We start from the raw sequence: 22248 nt of genomic DNA on the forward strand, positions 1-22248 counted from the left end.
CTTTTCACGGAAACAACAAAATCAGCAGGGGTACCCCGCAGAAGAGCAGCAGGGCGAAAAAGGCGGTGGCGTATAAGACCCGGCCCGAGCGCAGGATATCCAGAGGCTCGGCGGGCCGCTGGTCGTCCCCGATATAGGGCTTCTCCACCAGCTTACCGAAGTACCAGTTGGGTCCCGCCAGCCGGAGCTGGAGGGCACCGGCACAGGCCGCCTCGGTGTGGGCGGAATTGGGGGACTTGTGCTTCTTCCGGTCCCGCAGGAAAATGCGCCAGGCGTTCTTCCCGTCATACCCCGCCGCCGCGGCCCCCAGGCACATGAGCACTCCGGAAAGGCGGGCGGGGATGAAGTTCAGCACATCGTCCCACTTGGCCGCCGCCCGGCCAAAGTAGAGATACTTGTCATTTTTATAACCCACCATGGAGTCCATGGTGTTGGCCGCCTTATAGAACATACCCAGGGGCGCGCCGCCGATGGCCAGGAAAATGAGGGGAGCGATGACGCCGTCGGAGGCGTTCTCCGCCACCGTTTCCACGGTAGCCTTGGTCACGCCCGCCTCGTCCAGCCGGTCGGTATCCCGGCCCACGATCATGGAGACGGCGTACCGGGCCTTGTCCAGGTCCCCGGTTTTCAGGGCGTCGTACACCTTCCGGCTCTCGGCGGCCAGAGACTTGGTGGCCAGCAGCTGGTAGCTCACCACACTTTCCACCGCCAGGGCCAGCCAAGGGCTGACCTGCCAGCAGGCCCACAGCAGCAGGGCTGTCAGAGCGGTGGGAATGAACAGGGTGAGAAGCACCAGCACCACGCCCCCCGCCAGCTCTCCCCCGTGGGATTTTGGGAAGATGCGCCGCAGCACCTTCTCCAGGGCAGCGATCAGAGCGCCGATGGCCCGTACCGGATGGGGGGCCCAGTGGGGGTCCCCCAGCAGCAGGTCCAGGCAGAAGCCGATGAGCAGCGCCGCCAGATGACTGATCCACCAACTCATCCCTTGTACTCCTCCAGCACCGTCAGTTCCAGGGTATCCGGGTCCAGGGCCATGCGGAAGCCTCCGCAGTTGGGGCACATCCAGCCGTAATACTCCCGCTCCGGGCGGCCGTACTTGGACAGCAGGCCCATCAGCGCCCCGCCGTGGGATACCACACCCACCCGCACAAAGCCGTGGGCGGCGGCATCCTTCGCCAGCTTCCCGAGACCCATGGACACCCGGTCCACCACCTGCTGGGCGGTCTCCCCTACCGGCATGGCGGCAAAGTTCAGCCGGTCGCCCTGGCCGATCCAGGCCTGATACAGGGGGTCGTCCTTCAGCTCTTCGTGGTTTTTCCCCTCAAAGGGGCCGAAGTCGCTCTCCCGCAGTTCTTCGATGACCGTCATCTCCACCCCCGGCCAGAGAAGCTCCGCCGTCTGGCGGCACCGCATCAGGGGGGAGCGGTAGATATGCTCCACCGCCGGCAGGGTGGGGCTTACTTTGCGGGCCAGCTCCTCCCCCTGAGGGGCCAGAGGCACGTCCAGGGTGCCCACAAAGCGCTTCTCCAGGTTGCCCTGGGTGGTTCCGTGCCGGATGAGGATCAGTTCCATGGTTTGTCTCCTTTCAGGGTCATGGGCAGGCCGCAGAAGATGCGCTCCACCCGCTCCGCCCGACGGGCCAGGCGGCAGCACAGCCGCCCCACATCCTCCCGCCAGGCCCGCTGGTCCCGGTCCACCGGCACCACGCCGCACCCCACCTCATCGCAGATGAGGATGATATCCGGGTTGGCGGTCAGCAGTTCCTCCTCGTCCAGGTCCGGCCACTGCTCCAGCCCGTCAAAGACCGGTTTGGTTTTGGCCTCCTCCGGGGTATGGGCCACCTGGTCGGGGGTATATCCGGTTTTATGCAGCACGTAGTCCAGCTTGCCCTGGCCCGCGCCGCCGATGATCAGAATCATACCAACACCTCAATTTTCTGGACCACCGCCACCATCAGCACCATGGCCAGCTCGCAGGTCTGGAGGAAGAAGCCGGCCAGATCGCCGGTGACGCCCCCAAACTGCCGGGCGCTCATGAGCCGGTAGTAGAGGCAGGCCAGTCCCGCCCCCAGCAGGGCGGCCCCGCCGGTCCACAGGTCCAGCCACAGCAGGGCGGCGGCGCAGACCACCACCCAGATCACCAAAATGCCCCGGGCCCGCACGGTGTCCATAGGCTCCGTAAAGGTAGCCAGCAGGCCGGTGCCCCGGGCGTTGGGCAGAGTGACGGCAAAGAGGCCGGACAGGCTGCGGGAGAGCACCGGCCCTAAAGCCAGCACCAGGGCGGCCCGGCCCACTGCCGCCACCTCACTCCAGCAGGCGAAGAACACCAGCAGGTAGAGCCCGCAGCAGATGATGGCGAAGGCTCCGGTGTGGGAGTCCTTCAAAATCTCCAGCTTGCGCTCCCTGGTCTGGTGGGAGGACAGAGCGTCGCAGGTATCGCAGAAGCCGTCCAGGTGGATGCCGCCGCTGAGGGCGATGGGGATGAGCAGGGCGAAGGCTGCAAAGAAGAGGGGGCCGAAGCCCAGGTACCGTACCAGGGCCATCCAGCCGTACAGCACCGCCCCGATGACCACTCCTACCATGGGGAAAAAGCACAGGGCCCAGGACAGGGCCTTCTTTTCCCAGTCCACCCGGGGCATGGGCACCTTGGAGTACATGGCAAAGGCAATGATAAGACTTTTCACACACGCTCTCCTTTCCACGCCACCGGGATACCGCACACCACTTCGTAGACCTGGTCCGCCAGGGCGGCCGTCCGGCGGTTCAGTTCCCCCAGCACCGACAGGTAGTCCAGAGTAACTCTGTCGTAGTCCATACCGTCGGAGAAGAGCTCGTTGGTGACCACCACCAGCAGCTCCGCCCGGTCCGCCGCCCGGCGGATGCCGGAGAGCACCCGGTCCAGGGTGCCATCCGTTCCGTCGGGGGAAAAATACTCGTTGGCGCACAGGTTGGACAGATCCTCCAGCAGCACGGTGCAGCCGGGAGGCAGAGGGGCGTCTGCCAGACCGGTGGGACACTCCACCGTCTCAAAACCCTTGCCGGAGCGCATCTGCCGGTGGCGCTCCACCCGGCGGACGCTCTCGTCGTCCCACACCTGCATGGTGGCCAGATAGATCCGTCTTTCCAGACCGGAGGAGGTCACCAGAGATTCGGCAAACTCCGACTTCCCGCTGGCCGAGCCGCCGGAAACCAGGATCAACATGGTGATTCCTCCCTTCAAACGGGCGGGTATGGGCACCCGCCCCTACAAATCTCAGCTAAGAGGCTGGTATGCCTCAATGTCCGCGGCCTCAAAGGTGGTCATCTCCCGATAAACCGCCAGGCCCATATCCAGCAGAGGCATCACAGCCACCGCACCGGTGCCCTCGCCCAGCCGCATACCGGCGTAGAGGAAGGGCTCCAGGCCCAGCTCCGCCAGCACCAGCTTGCTGGCCGGCTCGTCGGAGGCATGGGAGCCCAGCATGTAGTCCTTACAGTTGGGGCAGATGCGGGCGGCGATGAGGGCGGCCACCGAGGAGATGAACCCGTCTACCAGCACCGGCACATGGCACAGGGCGCCCCCCAGGAATACGCCAGCCAGGCCCGCCAGATCCAGGCCGCCCACCTTGTGGAGCACATCCATGGGATCGCTGGGGTCGGGCTGGTTAATTGCGATACCCCGCTCGATGGCGTGGATCTTGCGCTGTAAACCCTCGCTGGACAGGCCGGCGCCCCGGCCGGTCATGACCTCGGGCTCCTTGCCCAGCAGCACGGCGGCCACGGCGGAGGAGGTGGTGGTGTTGCCGATGCCCATCTCGCCAGTACCCAGCAGCTTGACGCCTTTGGCGCACAGGTCCCGGGCTACCTCCACACCGGTGAGCACCGCCCGCTCGGCCTCCTCCCGGGTCATAGCGGGACCCTGGGACAGGTTGGCAGTGCCCCGGCGGATGTTCTTCTGCAAAATCCGCTCCCCATGGAGGGGGGTGGCCACGCCGATGTCCACCGGCACGATCTCCACCCCGGCAGCCCGGCCCATGGCGCACACACTGGTGTCACCGGTGGACATGTTCTCCGCCACAATGGCGGTGACCTCCTGACCGGTCTGGGTGACCCCGTCGGCCACCACGCCGTTGTCGGCGCACATCACCACCACCGCCCGCTTGGAGATATCCACGTTGGGGGTGCCGGTGATGGCCGCCATGCGGATCACCGCGCTCTCCAGAGCGCCCAAACTGCCCAGGGGCTTGGCGATGGAGTCCCAGCGGGCCTTGGCCGCTGCCGCCGCGTTCTGATCGGCGGGGGTGATGGAACGGACCACTTCTTCCAGTGTCATAGCGATGCCTCCTGTTGATAGCGGCGGGCCGCCGCCACGAAATTGCGGGCCATATGGGGCTGGGCCCAGAAATGAAAATGGGGAAATCCGGCGTACAGGGCGGGGGTGTGGATCCCGCAGTCCCAGCCCCGGTCACTCAAAGGCTTCTGGGCCCGGAAGCTGTCGCCGGGGTGCTGGCTGTCCCAGTAGTGGAACTCATGGGCGGGCAGCTGATCCCCCGCCTGACACAGCAGACCGTCGACCCGGGCGGTAAGGGTCACATAGCCGAACCGGCCCAGCTTGCCGGTATTCCAGGCCCTGCCGGGGATCACACCCACCATGGGCCAGTCTCTTCCGTCTGTATCCTCCAGCATCTCATGGAGGTAAAGGAAACCGCCGCACTCGGCCACGGTGGGCAGGCCGCCCGCCATCGCATCCCGGATGGCGGACAACATGGCGGTGTTTTGACTCAGCTGCTCCGCCAGCAGCTCCGGGTAGCCCCCTCCCAGGTAGAGGCCGCAGGTGCCTTCCGGCAGGCGTTCATCCTCCAGGGGAGAGAACTCCACCAGCTTTGCCCCCAGCCGCTCCAGCAGCTCCAGGCCGTCGGCGTAATAGAAGCAGAAGGCCTTGTCCCGGGCCACGGCGATGACCGGCTCCCCCTCCACCGGCTCCGGCAGCTCCGGAGGTCCGGCATTCAGGTGGGGGGCGGAGGCCGCCAGGGCCAGCAAACCGTCCAGATCCACGGTTTTCTCCGCCTGAGCGGCCAGCTTATGGAGCTTCTCCTTCAGGCCCGCCACCTCGTCGGCGGTGACCAGACCCAGGTGGCGGCTCTCCAGGGCGCAGTCGGGCAGGCTAGGCAAAAAGCCGTATACGGTGACGCCGGCCTCAGCTTCAATGCACTCCTTCAGCCGGGGGTAGAGCATGGGAGACACCCGGTTGAGGATCACGCCCTTGATCTGGCTGTCCTCCCGGAACTGCTTCATGCCGCTCACCACAGCGGACATGGTGAGGGCGCTGCCCCGGGCGTCCACCACCAGCACCGCCGGGGTGGAGGTGGCTTTGGCCAGGTGGTAGGCGCTGGCCTCATGACTCATGGCGATGCCGTCATAGTAGCCCATGACTCCCTCAATGAGGGCCAGCCCTGCCCCGGCGCTGTTCTGCTCCAGCAGGGACCGGGTGCGGTCCTCCCCCAGGAAGAACAGGTCCAGGTTGCGGCTTTTGGCCCCGATGACCTTGCTGTGGAACATGGGGTCGATGTAGTCGGGGCCGCACTTGAAGGCCACGGGATTGATCTTTCGGTCCATCAGGGCCTGCAAGAGGGCGCAGGTCACGGTGGTCTTGCCCCCTCCGCTGGCGGGGGCGCACAGCAGCAGCCGGGGGGCGCTCATGGCCGACCCTCCCCGGAGAAGATCCACACCGGATTCTGGGCGTCCATGAGGTGATACCGGCCCGCCTGTCGGGTGCGGGTGGCGGCCACCTGCACCATGTCGGCCCCCTCCAGAGGGGCGAAGAGCCGGGCGGCCTCAGCCACCGTCTCCAGGGTGACGGCGGTACACACCACCCGGGCGGCGGGATTTTTCCGGAAGATGATGTTCAAAATTTCCTCCAGCTCGCCGGAGGTGCCCCCCAGAAAAACCCGGTCGGGGGCGGGCAGGTCCTCCAGGGCCGCCGGGGCGGTGCCGGGCACCACCACCAGATTGTTGGTGTGGAACCGGGCCTTGTTCTCCGCCAGCAGGGCCAGGGCCTCCTCCTTCTTCTCCACGGCGTACACCTGCCCGGCGGGACAGGTCAGAGCGCACTCCACCGACACCGAGCCGGTACCGGCCCCCACGTCCCACACCACGTGGTGCTCCTCCAGCCGCAGCTTGGAGATGGCGAGGGTACGCACCTCCTCCTTGGTCATGGGCACGTCCCCCCGAAGGAAGGCCCCGTCGGGCAGGCCGGGGGAGTTGAAGGGCCGCACCACCGGGTCGGGGTTCTCGGCCAGCACCACCGACAGGTCGGCAAAGGACTGCTCTGCCAGTTCCGCCGCCGTGCCGGTGACCACCCGCTCGTCGGGGTAGCTCAGCCGCTCCCCCACCGAGATGGTGACGCCCCCCAGACCCCGCCGGGTCAGCTCCTTGCAGATGTCCTCCGCCTTGGTGGCTCCGCCGGTGAGGGCGAAGGTGCGGCTATTGCGCTGGATCTCTCCCACCACGTTGTGGCTGCGGCCGTGGGCGCTGACAATCTTCACATCCTGCCAGCTGGTGTGCAGCTTGGCACAGAAGTAGCTGAGAGAGGAGATGCCAGGGATGGTAATGACCTGATGGTTCCCCAGCAGGGTCCACAGTTTTTTGGCTCCGCTGTAGAAGCCGGTGTCCCCGGACAGGATGACCCCGATTGGGCCCTCCTGCTTCTTTTCGATGTATTCGGCGATATCGCTCCCGGTGATGAGGGGGACGCAGGTGTGGCTTTCCCGGAAGGGCTCCAGCAGCCGGGGAGCCCCCACCAGGGTGGAGCACTCCTTGACGGCCTCCAGCGCCCACACCGTCATGGTCTCCGGGGCCCCCATGCCCATGCCGATGAGATAGACTTTCATGCTTCTCCCTCCCGCAGCTGCGCTTTACATTCCTCCAGAGTCAGGCCGTCCTCGGCCTGGGGCCGCTCCACCACCAGCAGCGCGCACCCCGCCTCACGGGCGGCCTCCGCCTTCTCCCGGAATCCGCCGTAGCCCCCGGTGTCCTTGGTCACCAGAGTCTTGATGTGATATTGCTTGAGCAGGGCCACATTCAGCTCCCTGGAGAAGGGACCCTGCATGCAGATAATGTTTTTGGGCGGAAAGCCCAGCTTCAGGCAGCGATCCAGGGATTCCGCCATGGGCAGCACCCGGGGACAGCACCGCTCCGCCAGGCCGGGCCGGGCAAAGGCGTCCAGCTCCTTGCTGCCGGTGGTGAGCAGCACGTTGCCCGGCAGCTCCTCCAGCAGGTCCGCCGCCGCCGCCATGGTTTTTACCCTGCGGCACCCGTCCTCGCTGTCCGACCGGCGCACCAGCCGCAGCAGGGGCAGGCCCACGGCCTCCGCCGCCGCCCTGATGTTGGCGGTCACCTCCACGGCGTAGGGATGGGTGGCGTCCACCACATGGGTGAAGGGGCGGGAGGCCATCAGCTGTTCCATCGCCTCCCGGTCCATCCGGCCCACGTGGGCCTCCGCCCCAGGGGGCAGGAGGGTCTCGCCGTATTCGGTGGCTACGCAGACCAGAGCGGGGATGCGGCGCTCCAGCAGCCACTGGGCCAGCTCTCTCCCCTCCCCGGTGCCGCCGAAGAGCAGGATGTTCATCTTACTCCCCCCGCTGGAGGTAGCCACGGGGGGTGACCATTTTGCCGCCCAGCACCTTGGTCTGGCTGTTGCCGATAAACACGGTGGTGAACATATCCACCTGGGTGTCCCGCAGCTGGGTCAGGGTGAGGAGCTTGCCCTCCTCCCCCTCCCGGCCGATGTTGCGGACGGTACCGCACACGGTGTTGGGGTCCTTGTCCCGCAGCAGGATGTCGCAGGCCCGCTGCAAATAGTCGGGCCGGTTCCGGCTGGAGGGATTGTAGAGGCAGATGACGAAGTCCGCCTGGGCGGCGGCAGTCAACCGCTTCTCGATCTTCTCCCAGGGGGTGAGCAGGTCGGACAGGGAGATCACCGCAAAGTCGTGGGTCAGGGGGGCGCCCAGCACGGCGGCGCCGCCGCAGGCGGCGGTGATGCCGGGGATCACCTCGATCTCAATGGGGTCATACTCCTGGGCCACCTCGTAGACGAGCCCCGCCATGCCGTACACCCCGGAGTCGCCGGAGCATACCACCGCCACGTCCTTGCCGGTGAGGGCGGCCTCCACGGCAGCCCGGCAGCGGTCCACCTCCCGGCGCATGCCGGTGGACAGCACCTCTTTTTCCGGAAAATCCGGGCGTACCAGCTCGATATAGGCGGTATAGCCCACAATGAGGTCACACGCTTCCAGGGCGGCACGGGCCCGGCCGGTGAGGTCGACGCCCCCGCCGGGGCCCAGTCCGATCACAGTTACTTTCATACCATATTCCTTCCCGCCACCGCCACGGTGACGCCGTTTTTTGCTTGTTTGGGCACCAGAATGGTACCACCGGCACAGACTGCCGCCCGCTCGCACACATTGTCCACCCCGGTGATATGGGCCACAAAGGCGGACCGTGTAAATCTGCCCTTGGCCGCCGCCAGCTCCTCCGCCGTGTATATGGCAAGGGGCAGGTTATGGGCGGCACAGAAGGCCAGCAGGCCGGGCTCCTCTTTCTTCAAATCAATGGTGGCCGCCTGGACCACCGCCTGGGGCTCATAGCCGGACAGGGCTTCCTCCACCGCCTCCCGGATGGTCTCCTCCGGAGTGCCCTTCCGGCAGCCGATGCCCAGGATCAGCCCCCGGGGGGCCAGCCGCAGGGTGCGGGGAAAGGGGCCCTCCCTCCGCCGGTAGGTGACCCACAACCCCAGCTCCGCCGGGCCACAGGTCAGCCCCCCCGGGCAGGGGTGGCCAAAGTCGCTGACAAAGCCTACCGGCTTCCCCTCCAGCAGGGCAGCGGAGATCTCCTTGGCCAGCACCCGGTCGGTGATGACCATGTCCCGCTCCCTGGCCCACACATCTACGGCAAAGAGGCCGTTGACGTCGGTGGCGGTGGACACCGCCGCCTGGCCCCCGGTGAGGGCGGCTATGTTCAGGGCCAGCTCATTGGCGCCCCCCACGTGGCCGGACAGCAGGGGGATGACGAACCGCCCCGCCTCGTCCACGCTCACCACGGCGGGGTCGGTAAATTTATCCTTCACATGGGGTGCGATGGCCCGGACGGCGATACCCGCCGCCCCCACAAAGATGAGGGCATCCGCTTCTGTCCATGCTTTGGCGGTCCAGCCCTCCAGGCTGCCATAGGCCTCCGCCCCCACCTCAGGGGCGAAGCGGGCGGGCACATGGAGGGTAGCCTCCAGGGAGTGGGCCAGGGTACGGCCCAGGGCCGCCCCCCGCCGGGTAAAGGCGATGATGGCCGCCGTCACTTGCTGGCCTCCCGGAATTCATGGGTAAAGGTGGGGTCGTACAGCTTGGACCGCTGGTAATCGTTCCCCAGAAAATAACCGATGGTAATGAGAGCCGTCTTGGTCACCTTGTTCTCCTTGGCGGTTTTCGCCAGGGTGGACACGGTGCAGCGGTACACCTTCTCCTCCGGCCAGGTGGCCTTGTACACGATGGCCGCCGGTGTGTCGGGCGCGTAGCCGCCTGCCATCAGCTCCTCCTCCACCTGCTCCAGCAGACCGGTGGACAGGAAGAGCACCATGGTGCAGCCGTGGGAGGCCATCTTGCGCAGCTGCTCTCCCTCAGGCACCGGGGTACGGCCCGCCATACGGGTAATGATAACCGACTGTGATACATCAGGCAGAGTATACTCCGCGCAGAGGGCGGCGGCCGCTCCGGAGAAGGAGGACACGCCGGGGGTCACGTCGTAGGCGATGCCCAGTTTGTCCAGCTCGTCCATCTGCTCCCGGTGGGCGCCATACAGAGAGGGGTCGCCGGTGTGGAGCCGGACAGTGGTGCCTCCTCTGGCCTCGGTCTCTTTCATCACCTCAATGACCTCTTCCAGGGTCATCTTGGCGCTGTCGTAGACCTGACAGCCTTCCTTTTTATACTCCAGCAGAGCGGGGTTGACCAGGGAGCCGGCGTAGATGATGACGTCCGCCTCTCCCAGCAGCCTGGCTCCCCGCACGGTGATTAGATCGGCCCCGCCGGGGCCCGCGCCGATGAAATGTACCATAATCGAAACTCCTATCTGTACCGGCGGGCGACCATAAAGGTCGCCCCTACGATTGATGTTGATGCAGGGCCAGCAATGTTTCGGCCCCTGCAGTCTGTCCCAGCAGTCCGTACTGGTTGGAGAAGAACACCGCCTCAATGGCCAGGTCCGGCCCGGCCCGGTGGCGTAAAACCTCCTCCAGGGCTTGCGCGATGGAGGCCATCACCGGCTCCAGCAGTCCGGCACCCTTCAGCAGCTCCACCCCCGCGTCGGTGGTGGGGCAGTCAAAGAGGGCCTTCAGCAATTCCCTGTTCCCCCCCGCCAGGGCGGCGTGGGCGGTGAGAGTCTCCCGCCTGCCGTCGGCCACCTTGGAGTGGGTGTTCATGCTGCCCGCAGCCACTTTGATCAGCTTGCCCAGGTGGCCCACCAACAGGAAGGACCGGAAGCCCAGTCCTGCGGCGTGGTCGATGGCGTGGCCCAGGTAGTTGCTGCAGGTACAGCGGTGGGTCAGGTCCAGCCCCAGATTTTCCTCCGCAAAGGCATCCCCGTAGTTGCCGGGGGTGACCAGCAGGTCGGTTACCCCGGTGGCGCGTGCCTGTTCCTGCTCCAGGTAGAGGGAATCGATGAGGGCGGCCTCGCTCATGGGCCGGACGATGCCGCTGGTACCCAGAATGGAGATGCCCCCCTCGATGCCCAGCCGGGGATTGAAGGTGTGCCCCGCCAGGGCCTCCCCCTGGGGCACCGAAATGGTGACGGCCAGCCCGCCGGTATAGCACACTTTTGCCATCTCCTCCTCCACCTGCCGGCAAATCATCCGCCGGGGGGTGGAGTTGATGGCGGCCTGGCCCACCGGCTGGTCCAGACCAGGCCGGGTCACCCGGCCCACTCCGATACCCCCGTCAATGACCACGCCGGGAGCATCGGTCTGTTCCACCCTGGCGAAGATCAGGGCCCCATGGGTCACATCCGGGTCGTCCCCTCCGTCCTTTTGGACGGCGCAGGAAGCCCAGCCCGGTCCGGCGGTGTGCTCCAGCAGCTCGGCCTCCACCGTGATTCCCGCCGGGGTATCGATGACCACGGCAGGCAGGCGCTGGCCGGTAAGCAGCAGCCGGGCCGCCCCGGCGGCGGCCGCCGCCGCGCAGGTGCCGGTGGTATAGCCGCAGCGCAGCTGCTTGTTTCCCACCGGGATATAGACTTCCAGCACCGGACCGCCCTCCTTCCATGCAAAAAGGCCCTCCCCAAACTGGGGAGGGCCTTTTTCACTTGAAAAATGCCGCACCTCTCCACCTCAGAGCTACGTTGTACCGTATCCCTTGCAGCGGGTTTCCTGGCTCGCGCTTCCTCCGCCGGCGCACCTTCTCAGCCCCATGGGCCAATGGTCTCTGCGCCTTTGTCCACGCTTACAGTAGAGGTAAGACTGCGCCGGATTTGCACCGGCTTCCCCTTTGGCGGCAATGCCGCAACTGCGGATACTATTTGATTCCTCGCCATTATATCAGGGGCTCTTAAAAAAGTAAAGATAAATTCTTGTCACAGCCGTGCATCCACAGCCTTCCATTCCATCACGAAATTGGTTAATTTGACCCCATGGCGCTCCACCTGCTGCTCCCGCACCACCTGCCACCCCCGCTTCTCGAAGAAGGGCCGGGCGGTGATGGAGGCATGGGTGAGCCGGGCGCCGGGCAGGGTGTCGCACAGTGCGGTGGCGATCCCCCGGCCCTGGAGGTCCTTATGGACGTAGAGCCGGTCCAGATAGCCGTCGTCAGCCAGGTCAGCAAAGCCTGCCACCAACCCATCCCACTCCGCCACCAGAGTGGTATGGGCCCGGAAGGAGGCGTCCCAGGCCGCCAGATCCACCTGGCCGTGGGCCCAGACATCCAGCTGCTCCGGGGTATAATCCCGTCCGCACACCCCGTGGACAGTCTGATAGAAGAGCTCCGCCAGAACTGGGCAATCCGCCGGACGGTAGGGGCGCAAGATCACACTCATCGCCGGTCCCCCCTGTGGGTCAGCTTGTCCAGCAGCAGGGCACCCAGCTGGCAGAGGTTCAGGATCACATGCATGACGGGATAGGCCAGACCCAGGAAGACCGCCAGCACCAGCAGGTTCTGGACCGTCAGGGCGCTCAGGCCGAAGTTTCCGCCAAACCACAGGATGGCCACCAGGGAGGAGCCGGTCATGGCGCCCATCAGCACCCGCCGCTTCCAGTCAAAGGGCTTACACACCTGATAGAGCACCAGCAGACCCACCATCACCAGCAGAATGGTGGACATGGTGGACAGCTGGTCGGTGGTAAAGCCGAAGGCCAGATAGAAGGCCTCCAGTCCCAGCACCACGATCAGGTCGGTGAGGCCGCCGGGCAGAGCCGCCCGGAACACGTTGGTGAGGAATTTTCCCTTGACAATGCCGTGGTTGGGCTCCAGGGCCAGGAAAAAGGAGGGCACGCCGATGGTGACCGCGCTGAGGAAGGAAATCTGCAGGGGGGTCACCGGATAGGGGAAGGTTGCAAACAGGGAGATGATGGACAGGATAAAGGAGAAGATATTTTTGACCAGATAGAGGGCGGCGGCCCGCTGGATGTTATTGATGACCCGCCGGCCCTCCGCCACCACCTTGGGCATGGCGGAAAAATCGGAGTTGAGGAGCACCAGCTGGGCGGCGTGGCAGGCGGCCTCCGCACCGGAGGCCATGGCGATACCGCAGTCGGCGTCCTTCAGGGCCAGCACATCGTTGACGCCGTCGCCGGTCATGGCCACGGTGTGGCCTCCACGCTGGAGGGCCCGCACCAGCCGCCGCTTCTGGTCGGGGGTGACCCGGCCGAACACGGTGTACTCCCGCACCGCCCGGTCCATGTCGGCGTCAGACTGGAGGGTGGCGGCGTCCACATAGCCGTCCGCCCCCTGGATACCCGCCTGACGGGCCACCTCGGCTACCGTCACCGGGTTATCACCGGAGATGACCTTGACGGCCACCTTCTGCTCTGCAAAGTACTGGAAGGTCCTGGGGGCGGAGTCCCGCACCCGGTTGGCCAGCAGCACCAGGGCCATGGGACATACCCGCCGGGGGTCCAGCCCCTTCTGGTCGGGAGTACCCTGGTACTCCGCCGCCAGCAGCACCCGGTAACCCTTGGCGGACCAGGGGTCCACCGCCTCCTTCAGATCGGAGTAACGGGGTCCCATGATAAACTCGGGTGCGCCCACCACATAGGCGCCGTGGCCGGGAAAGACGGCGGCACTCCACTTGGTGGCGGAGGTAAAGGGAATGGTCAGTTCCGCATGCCAGGTGGAGACGCCGTGGAACTTCTTCTGCATGGCCCGGGCGGTGTCATTGTCCGCCTCGGACGCCTGATAGAAGGCGTTGAGGATCTCGGTGACCTCGGTTTCGGCGTACTTCTCCTCGTCCAGGTACACCACCTCCCCCACCTCCATGCGGGGCTCGGTGATGGTGCCCGTCTTGTCCACGCACAGCACGTCCACCCGGGCCAGGGTCTCGATGCAGTTCATGTCCTGGGCCAGCACCTTGCCTCGGGCCAGGCGGATCATGCTCACCGCCAGCGCCACGCTGGTCAGCAGGTAGAGGCCCTCGGGGATCATGCCGATGAGGGCGGCCACCGTGGACACCACCGTCTCCTGGAAGGTGCGGCCCACGATGAAAAATTCCTTGGCAAACAGGGCGATACCGATGGGGATGAGCAGGATGCCGATGACCCGGATCAGCTTGTCCAGGGAGGACATCATCTCGCTCTTACCCACGGTGACGTCCTTCTTGGCCTCCAGGGTCAGGCGGGCGGCGTAGGACTCCGCCCCCACCCGGTCCAGCCGGGCCCGGCAGCGGCCCGCCACCACGAAGGAGCCGGAGAGCAGCTGGTCCCCCGGCTTTTTGATGATGGCATCGGCCTCGCCGGTGATAAGGGCCTCATTGACCTGCACCTGGCCGGAGAGCACGGTGGCGTCGGCGGGGATCTGGTCGCCGGAGGCCAGTTCCGCCACGTCGTCCCGCACCAGGTGGGAGGCGGGCACCGAGCCCAGATGGCCCTCCCGCACCACATTGGCCCTGGGGGCGGCCAGCAGGTTCAGCTTGTCAATGGTCTGCTTGGAGCGCATCTGCTGCAAAATACCGATGCCGGTGTTGGCCATGGCGATGAGCAGGAAAAGCAGATCCTCGGTGGACCCCACCACAATGAGCAGGACAGCCAGGACCACAAAAATAAAGTTGAAGAAGGTAAAGACGTTGGAGCGCACGATCTGGCCCACGGTCTTGGTGGGAGATTCTACCGGATCATTGGCCCAGCCGTTCTGCTGGCGCTCCTTGACCTGGGCCATGGTAAGGCCCCGTTCCGGATCGGCGCTTACCCGGGGCACATCCCGGCGGGGCCTGGGTCCCTCCTGGACAGCCGGACGCTGTTTTTGCTTGCCTTTCATGCATCAGCCCTCGATATTGCGAATTTCTGTTTGTCATAGGTAACTGTTTCAAAATCTTGTCACATTATAGCCGATTTTCCCCCTGCATACAAGGCCGGCGGGGAAATCTTAACCATTTCTCCACAATTTCTTAAAGGGGAGCATGGCGCCTCACCTTCCCCGCTATACTGGAAGAAAAGGAGGGGTATCCATGGAACAAGCATCGGAGAAAATCCAGCTTCTGCTGCGGCTGGCCCTGTGCGGCGGCGGAGCCGCCCTGCTGTACGGCGGGGCTGCCAAGCTGCCCGCCCTGGAGGAACACAGGCCCTGGCTGGAGGAGCACAGGCTCCAGGTCATCGCCCTGGGAACGGCGGCCCTGTTCGGTCTGTCCCTGCTCCTGGTTCCCAGGCCCCAAAGCGATGAGGCCCACGAGGCCCCGGACTGCTGCGACGGCTATGAGCCGGTGGAGTGAGCCTTCCATAAGCGAACAGGGCCCGCCATAGGCGGGCCCTGTAGGGGTCAGCGGAACAGAGGCAGCAGAGCGGCGCCGATGATGCCGGCGTCGTTGCCCAGCGCCGCCCGCACCAGCCGGGTGCGGTGGACACTGTTGCGGGCGTAGTCCTCCCGGTTGAGGATGTAGCGCACCGGGGCCATCAGGGTCTCCCCCTGGGCGGAGGGACCGCCGCCGATGCAGAACACCTCAGGCTGGAAGATATTGACCAGGCTGGCCACGCCGCAGCCCAGGTAATCCACATACTCGTCGATGACCTTGCCGGCGGCGGCGTCGCCCAGAGCAGCGGCGTCAAAGGGGGTGCGGCCGTTGACCGCCTCCAGGGAGCCCGCCAGCTCCCACAGCTTGGAGTCGGGATGCTCCTCCATCACCTCACGGGTGCGCTTGATGAGGGCGGTGGCAGAGCAGTAGGCCTCAAAGCAGCCCTTCCGGCCGCAGGTACACAGGCGGCCGCCGTGCTCGATAACAAAGTGGCCCACCTCCATACCGGCATAGTTAAAGCCGGTATACAGCTTGCCGTTCAGGACGGCGCCGCCTCCCACACCGGTGCCCAGAGTAATGGCCACCATGGAGTTGCTGCCCTTGCCGGCGCCGGCGGCAAATTCGCCCAGGGCGGCGGCGTTGGCGTCGTTCTCCAGATAGATCTCCTTATCCAGCCGCTCCTTCATCAGGGCGGTCAGGGGTACGTTGGTGAAATCCAGGTTGGACCAGAACCGGATCACGCCGGTATCCGGCTCGATGGTGCCGGGGGAGCCAATGCCCACCGACGCAATATCGTCCATGGACAGGCCCACCTGCTCCACCGCGGCCCGGGAGGCCGCCGCCATCTGGTCGGCCACTTGGTCCGCCGGCACATTCCGGGGTGTGGGCAGGCTGACCTTGCCCAGCAGCTCGCCCTTTTCCGTCACAACTGCAGCGGCCACGTTGGTGCCGCCCAGATCAATTCCCAAGTAATACATCGTCCCGCCTCCTTTTTCTCTTCTCTGATTATAATGCACCAGGCCCGGCGGCACAAGAGAAAAAACGGCGTCCATGGGACGCCGTTTTTCAGGTTACGATAGGCCCCCGGGCCCGCTTAGGGTAAGGGGCGGGCCCTCTCTCACTCCGCTTCCGGCGGCCCCGCAGGTGGACCGCCAGGGCGATCACCGCGCTGAGGAGCAGGAAGGAATAGAAGCTGATGCCCCGGGAGACCAGCACGGCGGGGGTGACCAGTCCCGCCCCGAAGAACAGGGCCATGGCGGTGACGAAGCCGCCCTCGGAGGCGCCCACGGCGCCGGGCAGGGGCAGGTTGGACACCGCCAGGGTCACCAGAGCCTGAGTGGCGATGATATTCACCGGGCTGCTGCCGCTGAGGCCGAAGGCAAAGTAGACCATCACGGGCACGGAGAACAGGGCGGTAAGCTGCACCACGGTGATGGCCAGCAGAGCGGGCACCATGCCGGGGTTGGCCTTCACACACTCGGCCCCCCGCCGGTACTCCTCCATCTGCTTCTCCAGTCGCTGGCGGGCCTTCTCCTCATTGCGGATAATGCGCACCTTCACCAGCAGCCTGAGTACACCGTTGGTGAGCTTGCGGGCGGCGTTGGGCAAAAACATCAGGCAGAGCATACCCACCGTCAGAACGCCGCTGACCAGGGCACCATAGAGCAGCAGCAGGCCCAGGCCGCCTCCCAGATTCTTCACCAGATCGAAGTGGGTCAGGGCACAGATCAGGGCGTAGCCGATGACCACCACCTGATAGCACACCGCAATGAGCATCATGTTCAGGGCCCCGTGGGCGGCGGGGATGTCGTCCCGGGACATGTAATACACCTGGGCAGGCTGTCCGCCGGTGGCGGAGGGGGTGATGGAGCTGACATAGAACCCCACAAAGGAGTACCCCAGACAATTCCGGTAGCGCACCTTGTGGCCCAGCCGCCCCAGGATGATGCGGGAGCACATGGCCTCGCTGCCTACGAAGAGGAACATCATCCCCAGACCGGCCAGCAGCCACAGGGGGTTGAGGTGGCTCAGGGTACCGGCCAGACGCGAGAAGGATATATCCCGGAACAGCATATAGCCGGTAAAGAGCATCAGGGCCAGAATCAATCCGATACCGACCAGGCTTTTCCGTTTGTCCATCAGGCGCACACCCCTCTTTCCGCGTTCAGCCGGGCCAGGATGTGGATAAGGCTCTCCTGCTCCAGCTGTTCCTTCATTGCATGCATTTTCGCCGACATATCCGCCAGCGTATCGTCGTCATAGATCAGTTCCCGAATAGCCGTCAGGCACTCGTCGGGCTCCTTGGCCGCCACCCGGCCCATGCCCCGCTCCACCAGGAACTGGGCGTTGCGCTTCTCCTGCTCCAGGAAGGGCTCCCAGGCCAGGATGGGCAGCTCGGAAAAGATACTCTCAAACACCGTGATGCCGCCGGGCTTGGTGAGCACCAGATCGGCCCAGGCCATGTACTCATACACCCGGTCGGTGAAGCCCACCACGTTGATATGGGGGTATTTGCCCACCAGCCGGTCATACAGCTTCTGGTTGCGGCCGGTGATGATGGTGGTGTTCACCCCGGGCAGGCTGTCCAGCACCTCATAGAAGGAGTCCTTCCGGGGCATCATGCCCAGGCCTCCGCCCATGATGAGCAGGTTGCGCTCCTGCCGGTCTCCCCGGTGGACGGGCAGCTTGAACTCCGCCCGGACGGGAATACCGGTCACATGGATGATGCTCCGGTCCACCCCCTTGGCCGCCAGCCGCTCCTTGATCTCCTCGGTGCCCACCAGATAGTAGTCGGTGTCCCGGTGGATCCACTCGGAGTGGCTGGTCAGATCGGTGATACAGGTCACCAGGGGCAGGCTGCTGCCGGTCTCCTGCTTCCACCGGGCCACGATGCGGGCGCAGATGGGATGGGTGGCAATGACCACATCGGGCCGTTTGACCGCAAAGAGCTCCTCCACCCGGTCAGGGCACTGCTCCTCATTGAGGGGGCGCTCGTCGGAGTCCTTGTTCTGAGTAAACTTATAATAAAGGTTGAACAGGCCGCTGCCCCGGGTCACCAGGACATTGAACCACTTGTACATGGACTCAGGATTGTGGCTGGTGCAGGCGATGAGGTCCATCACTTCCACCTGTGCCTCGGGAAACGACCGCAGCAGCTGCTGCCGCAGCGATATGGAAGCGGACCAGTGGCCCATACCAAACTTTCCCGTTACGATCAGAATGTTCACGCCGCTCCCTCCTCATGTCACTCTTTTTCATCCTCAAGTATAACGGATGTTCCTTTAGAAAATCCGGTCCTGTTTCTTAAAAAGATATTAAGATTAAGGAACAGTTTGTTACTTCCCGTCCTCCAAGGCCTCCTGCAGGGGCTCCGGGCCGGCGGAACACACCGCCGCCCGCCAGCCTTCCCCGGCGTAGGCCCGGAAGGTGAGCCCGTCCAGAATGCCGGTCTGACCCGGCTCCAGCAGGGGCACGGCGATGGAGCGGGGAGCCTGCCGCAGGCCGGCACCGGTACACTTCACCCGCGCCTCCTTCAGGGTCCAGAGGGTGTACAGGCTCCCCCAGTCCCCGCCCCGGAGGGTAAACCAGGCATATTCCTCCTCCGAGAGCACATAGCGGGCCAGCCCCTCCCGCCGGGGGCGCACCCGCTCCACATCCACGCCCAGGGGATGCTCCCCCACGCCGCACAGAGCCAGACCGCCGCTGTGGCTCAGGTTGAAGTGGCACTGGGGATATTGGGGAAACCAGGGCTTTCCGCTGTCGGTACGGGCCACCGGGGGCAGCTGCGCCCAGGCAAAGCGCTCCCCCAGCTTCCGGGCCAGCAATGCCCAGGCATCTCCTTCTTCCAGCCACAGTTCCATACGCGCCTCCGCTGCAAAAAGGCGGCGGCCCCACCGCCCGCCGGGCGGTACGGCGGGGACGCCGCATACTCTTCTGCAGGTATTATATCATGTGTACTGAACAAAGCTGTATATCTTGAAAGCCAAGGCTTTCAAGGTAAAATAGCTTTGTTCAAGTGCAAGGATTTCGGGCCGTTTACGCCCAAAATCCTTGCACCACTCAGACAGGTGCCACGGCACCTGTCTGAGTATACACATTGCTGCAATGTCTCAATGGATGTGAAAACGGCTGATCTCAGTCGCTTTCACATCCATTGCGCGGCAATGCCGCGCAAATAAACCGCATGGCGGTTTATTCAATAGACATTATATCGGTATATTTCGAGATCCGCAAGTGTTTTTCATACATTTTACATAGGTATTCTTTCCATTTGATATAGTTCGACCCCTTTCGTCTCTTTTCCGGCCTCACCGGTCCGGTCATTGCTTTTGAGGCCGGTTGGAGGTACAATGGTGTCTGATCTTCCAAGGATCTTAAAGGGTTCTTAACCGGTTTGCGCCCTTTGTCTTAAAAGACCCGTGCTATACTCTGCTTTTAAATGAGGTGAGTGCATGTATACCATTCTCGTCTGCGACGACGACAAAGACATCGTCTCCGCTCTGGATATCTACCTGACCAGCGAGGGCTACCGCACCGTCAAGGCCTACGACGGCCTGGAGGCCCTCCAGGCCGCCGAAAGTCAGCCGGTGGACCTGATCTTGATGGACATCATGATGCCCGGCCTGGACGGAATCCGGGCCACCGCCAAGCTGCGGGAAAAGCACAACGTGCCCATCATCCTGCTCACCGCCAAGAGCGAGGACGCCGACAAGGTGCTGGGGCTGAATATCGGGGCGGACGACTATATCACCAAGCCCTTCAACCCCATCGAGGTCATCGCCCGGGTGAAGAGCCAGCTGCGGCGGTACACCAGTCTAGGCGGCAAGAGCGGCAGCGGCGACAGCGGCAAGCTGCTCACCAACGGCGGTATCGCCCTGGACGACAGCGCCAAGTCGGTGACAGTGGACGGAGATCAGGTCAATCTCACCCCGCTGGAGTACAACATCTTACTGCTGCTGCTGAAAAATCCCGGCCGGGTCTTCTCTACCAGCCAGATCTACGAACTGGTATGGAACGACCCCTCCCTGGGCTCGGAAAACACGGTGGCGGTACACATCAGGCATCTGCGGGAAAAGATCGAGATCGATCCGGCCAACCCCCGGTATATCAAAGTAGTGTGGGGCCTGGGCTACAAGATGGAAAAGATCTGACCCGCCACAGACAAGGAGCAGTGATACCATGAAGCAACTGGGTACCCGCCTGGCGGTGAAGGTTCTGGCCTTTCTGCTGGCCCTGGGCACCGGGGTGGGCGGCGTATGGGCCTCCCTGTTTATTTTTTCCCAGTGGGACACCCTGTGGACGGGGGTGGGCTACTACTCCAGCAACTCCTGTTTCCAGAACATGAGCATCTGGTACAATCAGGTATCCGAGCTGGCCCGTCTGCTCCAGTACCAGGACTGGGACGCCAAGCTGTCCTACCTGGATGAGCAGCGGCTGTCCGACCTGGAGTACAAGCTGGACAACAGCCGGACCAACTTCCGCTTCTCCATCCGGCGCAACGACACCGGCGCGCTGATCTATACCAATCTGGAGGACGGCGCCGCCATGGAAAGCAGCGTCCATACCGTGTACCGGGACTCCATCTCCCTGACCTACAATGACGGCACCGAGCGCCGGGGGGACTACTTCGTATGGAACGGTGAGAAGCAGTTTTATCTGCTCTATGCGGTACTGGACGACGGCAGCGAGCAACTCATCACCCCCAATGACGCCGCCCTTGCCGCCAAATACGGCTACACCTTCAACGGCAACTCCTGGGACTACGACCAGTCCAAGGACACCCGGCTGCTCTATGTGGAGCTGGCGGTGGAGTACGGCGTGGACCCCACCCTTCCGGTCCATGATGACTTTTATGAGGGCGCCGCCGACTTTACTGAGTACGCCCGCTATCTGCCTGCCATGGCGGTGCTTACGGTGGTACTGGACCTGTCCTGCGTGCTGCTGTGCGCCTTCCTGTGCCGCACCGCCGGCAGGCGGGCCGATCAGAAGGGCATCTACCTCACCTGGTTTGACCGCATCCCCCTGGACCTGCTGTTGCTGCTGGAGGTATGGGCGGTCCTCCTGCTGCTGGCCGGTGGAGACCCCATGGCCGTCGCCCTCAACGCCAACGGTCCCACCACCGACCTGGTGGTAGGTCTGGCCCTGGTGTCCTGCGGCATCGGCCTGTGCCTGCTCTCCGCCCTGCTCACCTGCATCGTCCGCGTCCGGGCACGCACCTTCTGGTCCAACACCCTGGTGTGGCGGCTCATTTCCGTACTAGGCCGGGCAGTCCGCAATGTGGTGGGCAGCTGGCCCCTGACCAGCCGTACCATCCTGCTTTTCCTGCTCTATCTGGTGGGCAGCTTCCTTACCGGCCTCACCCTGGTGCTGGTCCCCGTCTATCAGGGGCTGGTGCTGTGGCTGCTGTGCCGGTGGACCCTCCAGTGGAACCGGGTACGCCAGGGAGCCCAGCGCATCCTGGGAGGCGACCCCAATTTCAAGATCAACACCAAGGGTCTGTACCGGGACCTGGCCGAGCACGCCCGACAGCTCAACGACCTGGGCGGCACCATCAGCCAGGCGGTGGATGAGCGCATCCGCAGCGAGCGCTTCCGGGCCGAGCTCATCACCAACGTGTCCCACGATCTGAAGACTCCCCTTACCTCCATCATCAACTATGTGGACCTGCTGAAAAAGGAGCCCATAGACAATCCCCAGATCCAGTCCTATATCGAGGTGCTCACCCGCAAGAGTTTGCGGCTGAAAAAACTGACGGAGGACCTGGTGGAGGCCTCCAAAGCCTCCACCGGCACCCTGCCGGTCCACCTGGAGCCCCTGAGCATGGTCCAGCTGGTGCAGCAGGCTTTAGGGGAATTTGAGGAGAAATTTACCCAGAACAGGCTGTCTCTGGTCACCCGATACCCTGACGAGGCCGCCTGGATCCAAGCTGACGGCCACCATCTGTGGCGGGTCATCGACAACCTGCTGTCCAACTGCAACAAGTACACCCTGGAGGGTACCCGGGTCTACGTGGACATCGAGCATCAGGAGGACAAGGCCGTTTTCTCCGTCAAAAATATCTCCCGGGAACCCCTGAACATCCCTCCGGAGCAGCTGATGGAACGCTTTGTGCGAGGGGATACCTCCCGCACCACCGACGGCTCCGGCCTGGGGCTGTCCATTGCCCGCAGCCTCACCGAGCTGCAGGGAGGGCAATTTGGGCTCTCCATCGACGGGGATCTGTTCAAGGCCACCGTCACCTTCCCCCTGGCCCCTCCGCCGGAGGAGGAGACCCAGCCGCTGCCCCCCGCCACCTGAT

The 22248-nt window shown here is 64.3% G+C and carries 22 protein-coding genes and 1 riboswitch; of the genes, 3 read left to right on the top strand and 19 right to left on the bottom strand.

Annotated features, from left to right (window positions below; genetic code table 11):
* Positions 1-4: 4 nt before the first annotated feature.
* The 15 genes from cbiB to B5G34_RS09355 all read right to left on the bottom strand — a co-directional run bounded on the left by cbiB (position 5) and on the right by B5G34_RS09355 (position 14479).
* Complete coding sequence (cbiB, locus tag B5G34_RS09285) at positions 5-982, bottom strand: adenosylcobinamide-phosphate synthase CbiB (protein WP_087336370.1); 978 nt, start codon at positions 980-982, stop codon at positions 5-7.
* Positions 979-1572: a histidine phosphatase family protein gene (locus tag B5G34_RS09290; RefSeq protein ID WP_087336372.1), complete on the bottom strand. Its 594-nt coding sequence runs from the start codon at positions 1570-1572 to the stop codon at positions 979-981. Before B5G34_RS09290 ends, cbiB begins: the two co-directional genes overlap by 4 nt.
* The gene (locus B5G34_RS09295; protein ID WP_087336374.1) at positions 1563-1919 is read right to left on the bottom strand and encodes a bifunctional adenosylcobinamide kinase/adenosylcobinamide-phosphate guanylyltransferase; all 357 of its coding nucleotides are present in this window, start codon (positions 1917-1919) and stop codon (positions 1563-1565) included. The genes B5G34_RS09290 and B5G34_RS09295 overlap by 10 nt, the downstream gene beginning before the upstream one ends.
* A complete protein-coding gene (locus tag B5G34_RS09300; protein ID WP_204245935.1) occupies positions 1916-2683 on the bottom strand; it encodes an adenosylcobinamide-GDP ribazoletransferase in 768 nt (255 codons plus the stop codon). Before B5G34_RS09300 ends, B5G34_RS09295 begins: the two co-directional genes overlap by 4 nt.
* Positions 2680-3201 (bottom strand): bifunctional adenosylcobinamide kinase/adenosylcobinamide-phosphate guanylyltransferase, encoded by a 522-nt coding sequence (locus B5G34_RS09305; protein WP_087336376.1) that lies wholly within the window; start codon positions 3199-3201, stop codon positions 2680-2682. Before B5G34_RS09305 ends, B5G34_RS09300 begins: the two co-directional genes overlap by 4 nt.
* 51 nt (positions 3202-3252) lie before the next feature.
* A complete protein-coding gene (cobT, locus tag B5G34_RS09310) occupies positions 3253-4311 on the bottom strand; it encodes a nicotinate-nucleotide--dimethylbenzimidazole phosphoribosyltransferase (protein ID WP_087336378.1) in 1059 nt (352 codons plus the stop codon).
* Positions 4308-5678 carry a cobyrinate a,c-diamide synthase gene (locus B5G34_RS09315; RefSeq protein ID WP_087336380.1) on the bottom strand — a complete coding sequence of 457 codons (1371 nt, stop codon included), beginning with the start codon at positions 5676-5678 and terminating at the stop codon, positions 4308-4310. Before B5G34_RS09315 ends, cobT begins: the two co-directional genes overlap by 4 nt.
* The gene (gene cbiE / locus B5G34_RS09320; RefSeq protein WP_087336382.1) at positions 5675-6868 is read right to left on the bottom strand and encodes a precorrin-6y C5,15-methyltransferase (decarboxylating) subunit CbiE; all 1194 of its coding nucleotides are present in this window, start codon (positions 6866-6868) and stop codon (positions 5675-5677) included. The genes B5G34_RS09315 and cbiE overlap by 4 nt, the downstream gene beginning before the upstream one ends.
* The gene (gene cobK / locus B5G34_RS09325) at positions 6865-7605 is read right to left on the bottom strand and encodes a precorrin-6A reductase (protein ID WP_087336384.1); all 741 of its coding nucleotides are present in this window, start codon (positions 7603-7605) and stop codon (positions 6865-6867) included. The genes cbiE and cobK overlap by 4 nt, the downstream gene beginning before the upstream one ends.
* A 1-nt stretch (position 7606) precedes the next feature.
* Positions 7607-8341 (bottom strand): precorrin-3B C(17)-methyltransferase, encoded by a 735-nt coding sequence (cobJ, locus tag B5G34_RS09330; RefSeq protein WP_087336386.1) that lies wholly within the window; start codon positions 8339-8341, stop codon positions 7607-7609.
* Positions 8338-9327 (bottom strand): cobalt-precorrin 5A hydrolase, encoded by a 990-nt coding sequence (locus B5G34_RS09335; RefSeq protein ID WP_087336388.1) that lies wholly within the window; start codon positions 9325-9327, stop codon positions 8338-8340. Before B5G34_RS09335 ends, cobJ begins: the two co-directional genes overlap by 4 nt.
* Complete coding sequence (gene cobM, locus B5G34_RS09340; RefSeq protein ID WP_087336390.1) at positions 9324-10079, bottom strand: precorrin-4 C(11)-methyltransferase; 756 nt, start codon at positions 10077-10079, stop codon at positions 9324-9326. The genes B5G34_RS09335 and cobM overlap by 4 nt, the downstream gene beginning before the upstream one ends.
* A 46-nt stretch (positions 10080-10125) precedes the next feature.
* On the bottom strand, positions 10126-11262 hold the full coding sequence (gene cbiD, locus B5G34_RS09345; RefSeq protein WP_204245936.1) for a cobalt-precorrin-5B (C(1))-methyltransferase CbiD: 1137 nt from the start codon (positions 11260-11262) through the stop codon (positions 10126-10128).
* Between the two features lie 95 nt (positions 11263-11357).
* Positions 11358-11541, bottom strand: a riboswitch (cobalamin riboswitch).
* 47 nt (positions 11542-11588) lie between these two features.
* Positions 11589-12041 (bottom strand): GNAT family N-acetyltransferase, encoded by a 453-nt coding sequence (locus B5G34_RS09350; RefSeq protein WP_087336489.1) that lies wholly within the window; start codon positions 12039-12041, stop codon positions 11589-11591.
* Between the two features lie 2 nt (positions 12042-12043).
* Positions 12044-14479: a cation-translocating P-type ATPase gene (locus B5G34_RS09355; protein ID WP_087336392.1), complete on the bottom strand. Its 2436-nt coding sequence runs from the start codon at positions 14477-14479 to the stop codon at positions 12044-12046.
* 190 nt (positions 14480-14669) lie between these two features.
* Here B5G34_RS09355 and B5G34_RS09360 point away from each other — a divergent pair, with 190 nt between their 5' ends.
* Entirely contained in the window at positions 14670-14930 is a 261-nt protein-coding gene (locus B5G34_RS09360; protein WP_087336394.1) for a hypothetical protein, read from the top strand.
* A 47-nt stretch (positions 14931-14977) separates the two neighbouring features.
* On the opposite strand, the gene B5G34_RS09365 is transcribed toward B5G34_RS09360, so the two are convergent.
* From B5G34_RS09365 to B5G34_RS09380, 4 genes are all read right to left on the bottom strand, one after another.
* Positions 14978-15928, bottom strand: coding sequence for an ROK family protein (locus tag B5G34_RS09365; RefSeq protein WP_087336396.1), 951 nt, complete (start codon positions 15926-15928; stop codon positions 14978-14980).
* A gap of 88 nt (positions 15929-16016) precedes the next feature.
* Positions 16017-17090, bottom strand: coding sequence for a lysylphosphatidylglycerol synthase transmembrane domain-containing protein (locus tag B5G34_RS09370; RefSeq protein ID WP_087336398.1), 1074 nt, complete (start codon positions 17088-17090; stop codon positions 16017-16019).
* Positions 17090-18178 carry a glycosyltransferase gene (locus B5G34_RS09375; RefSeq protein WP_087336400.1) on the bottom strand — a complete coding sequence of 363 codons (1089 nt, stop codon included), beginning with the start codon at positions 18176-18178 and terminating at the stop codon, positions 17090-17092. The genes B5G34_RS09370 and B5G34_RS09375 overlap by 1 nt, the downstream gene beginning before the upstream one ends.
* A gap of 108 nt (positions 18179-18286) precedes the next feature.
* Positions 18287-18811 carry a 4'-phosphopantetheinyl transferase superfamily protein gene (locus tag B5G34_RS09380; RefSeq protein ID WP_087336401.1) on the bottom strand — a complete coding sequence of 175 codons (525 nt, stop codon included), beginning with the start codon at positions 18809-18811 and terminating at the stop codon, positions 18287-18289.
* 591 nt (positions 18812-19402) lie between these two features.
* Here B5G34_RS09380 and B5G34_RS09385 point away from each other — a divergent pair.
* Both B5G34_RS09385 and B5G34_RS09390 read left to right on the top strand, forming a co-directional pair.
* Entirely contained in the window at positions 19403-20101 is a 699-nt protein-coding gene (locus B5G34_RS09385) for a response regulator transcription factor (protein WP_087336403.1), read from the top strand.
* Positions 20102-20129: 28 nt separating this feature from the next.
* A complete protein-coding gene (locus B5G34_RS09390) occupies positions 20130-22247 on the top strand; it encodes a HAMP domain-containing sensor histidine kinase (RefSeq protein WP_087336405.1) in 2118 nt (705 codons plus the stop codon).
* Position 22248 lies beyond the last annotated feature (1 nt).

The organism is Flavonifractor sp. An82, from assembly GCF_002159265.1.
Classification (GTDB): domain Bacteria; phylum Bacillota; class Clostridia; order Oscillospirales; family Oscillospiraceae; genus Flavonifractor.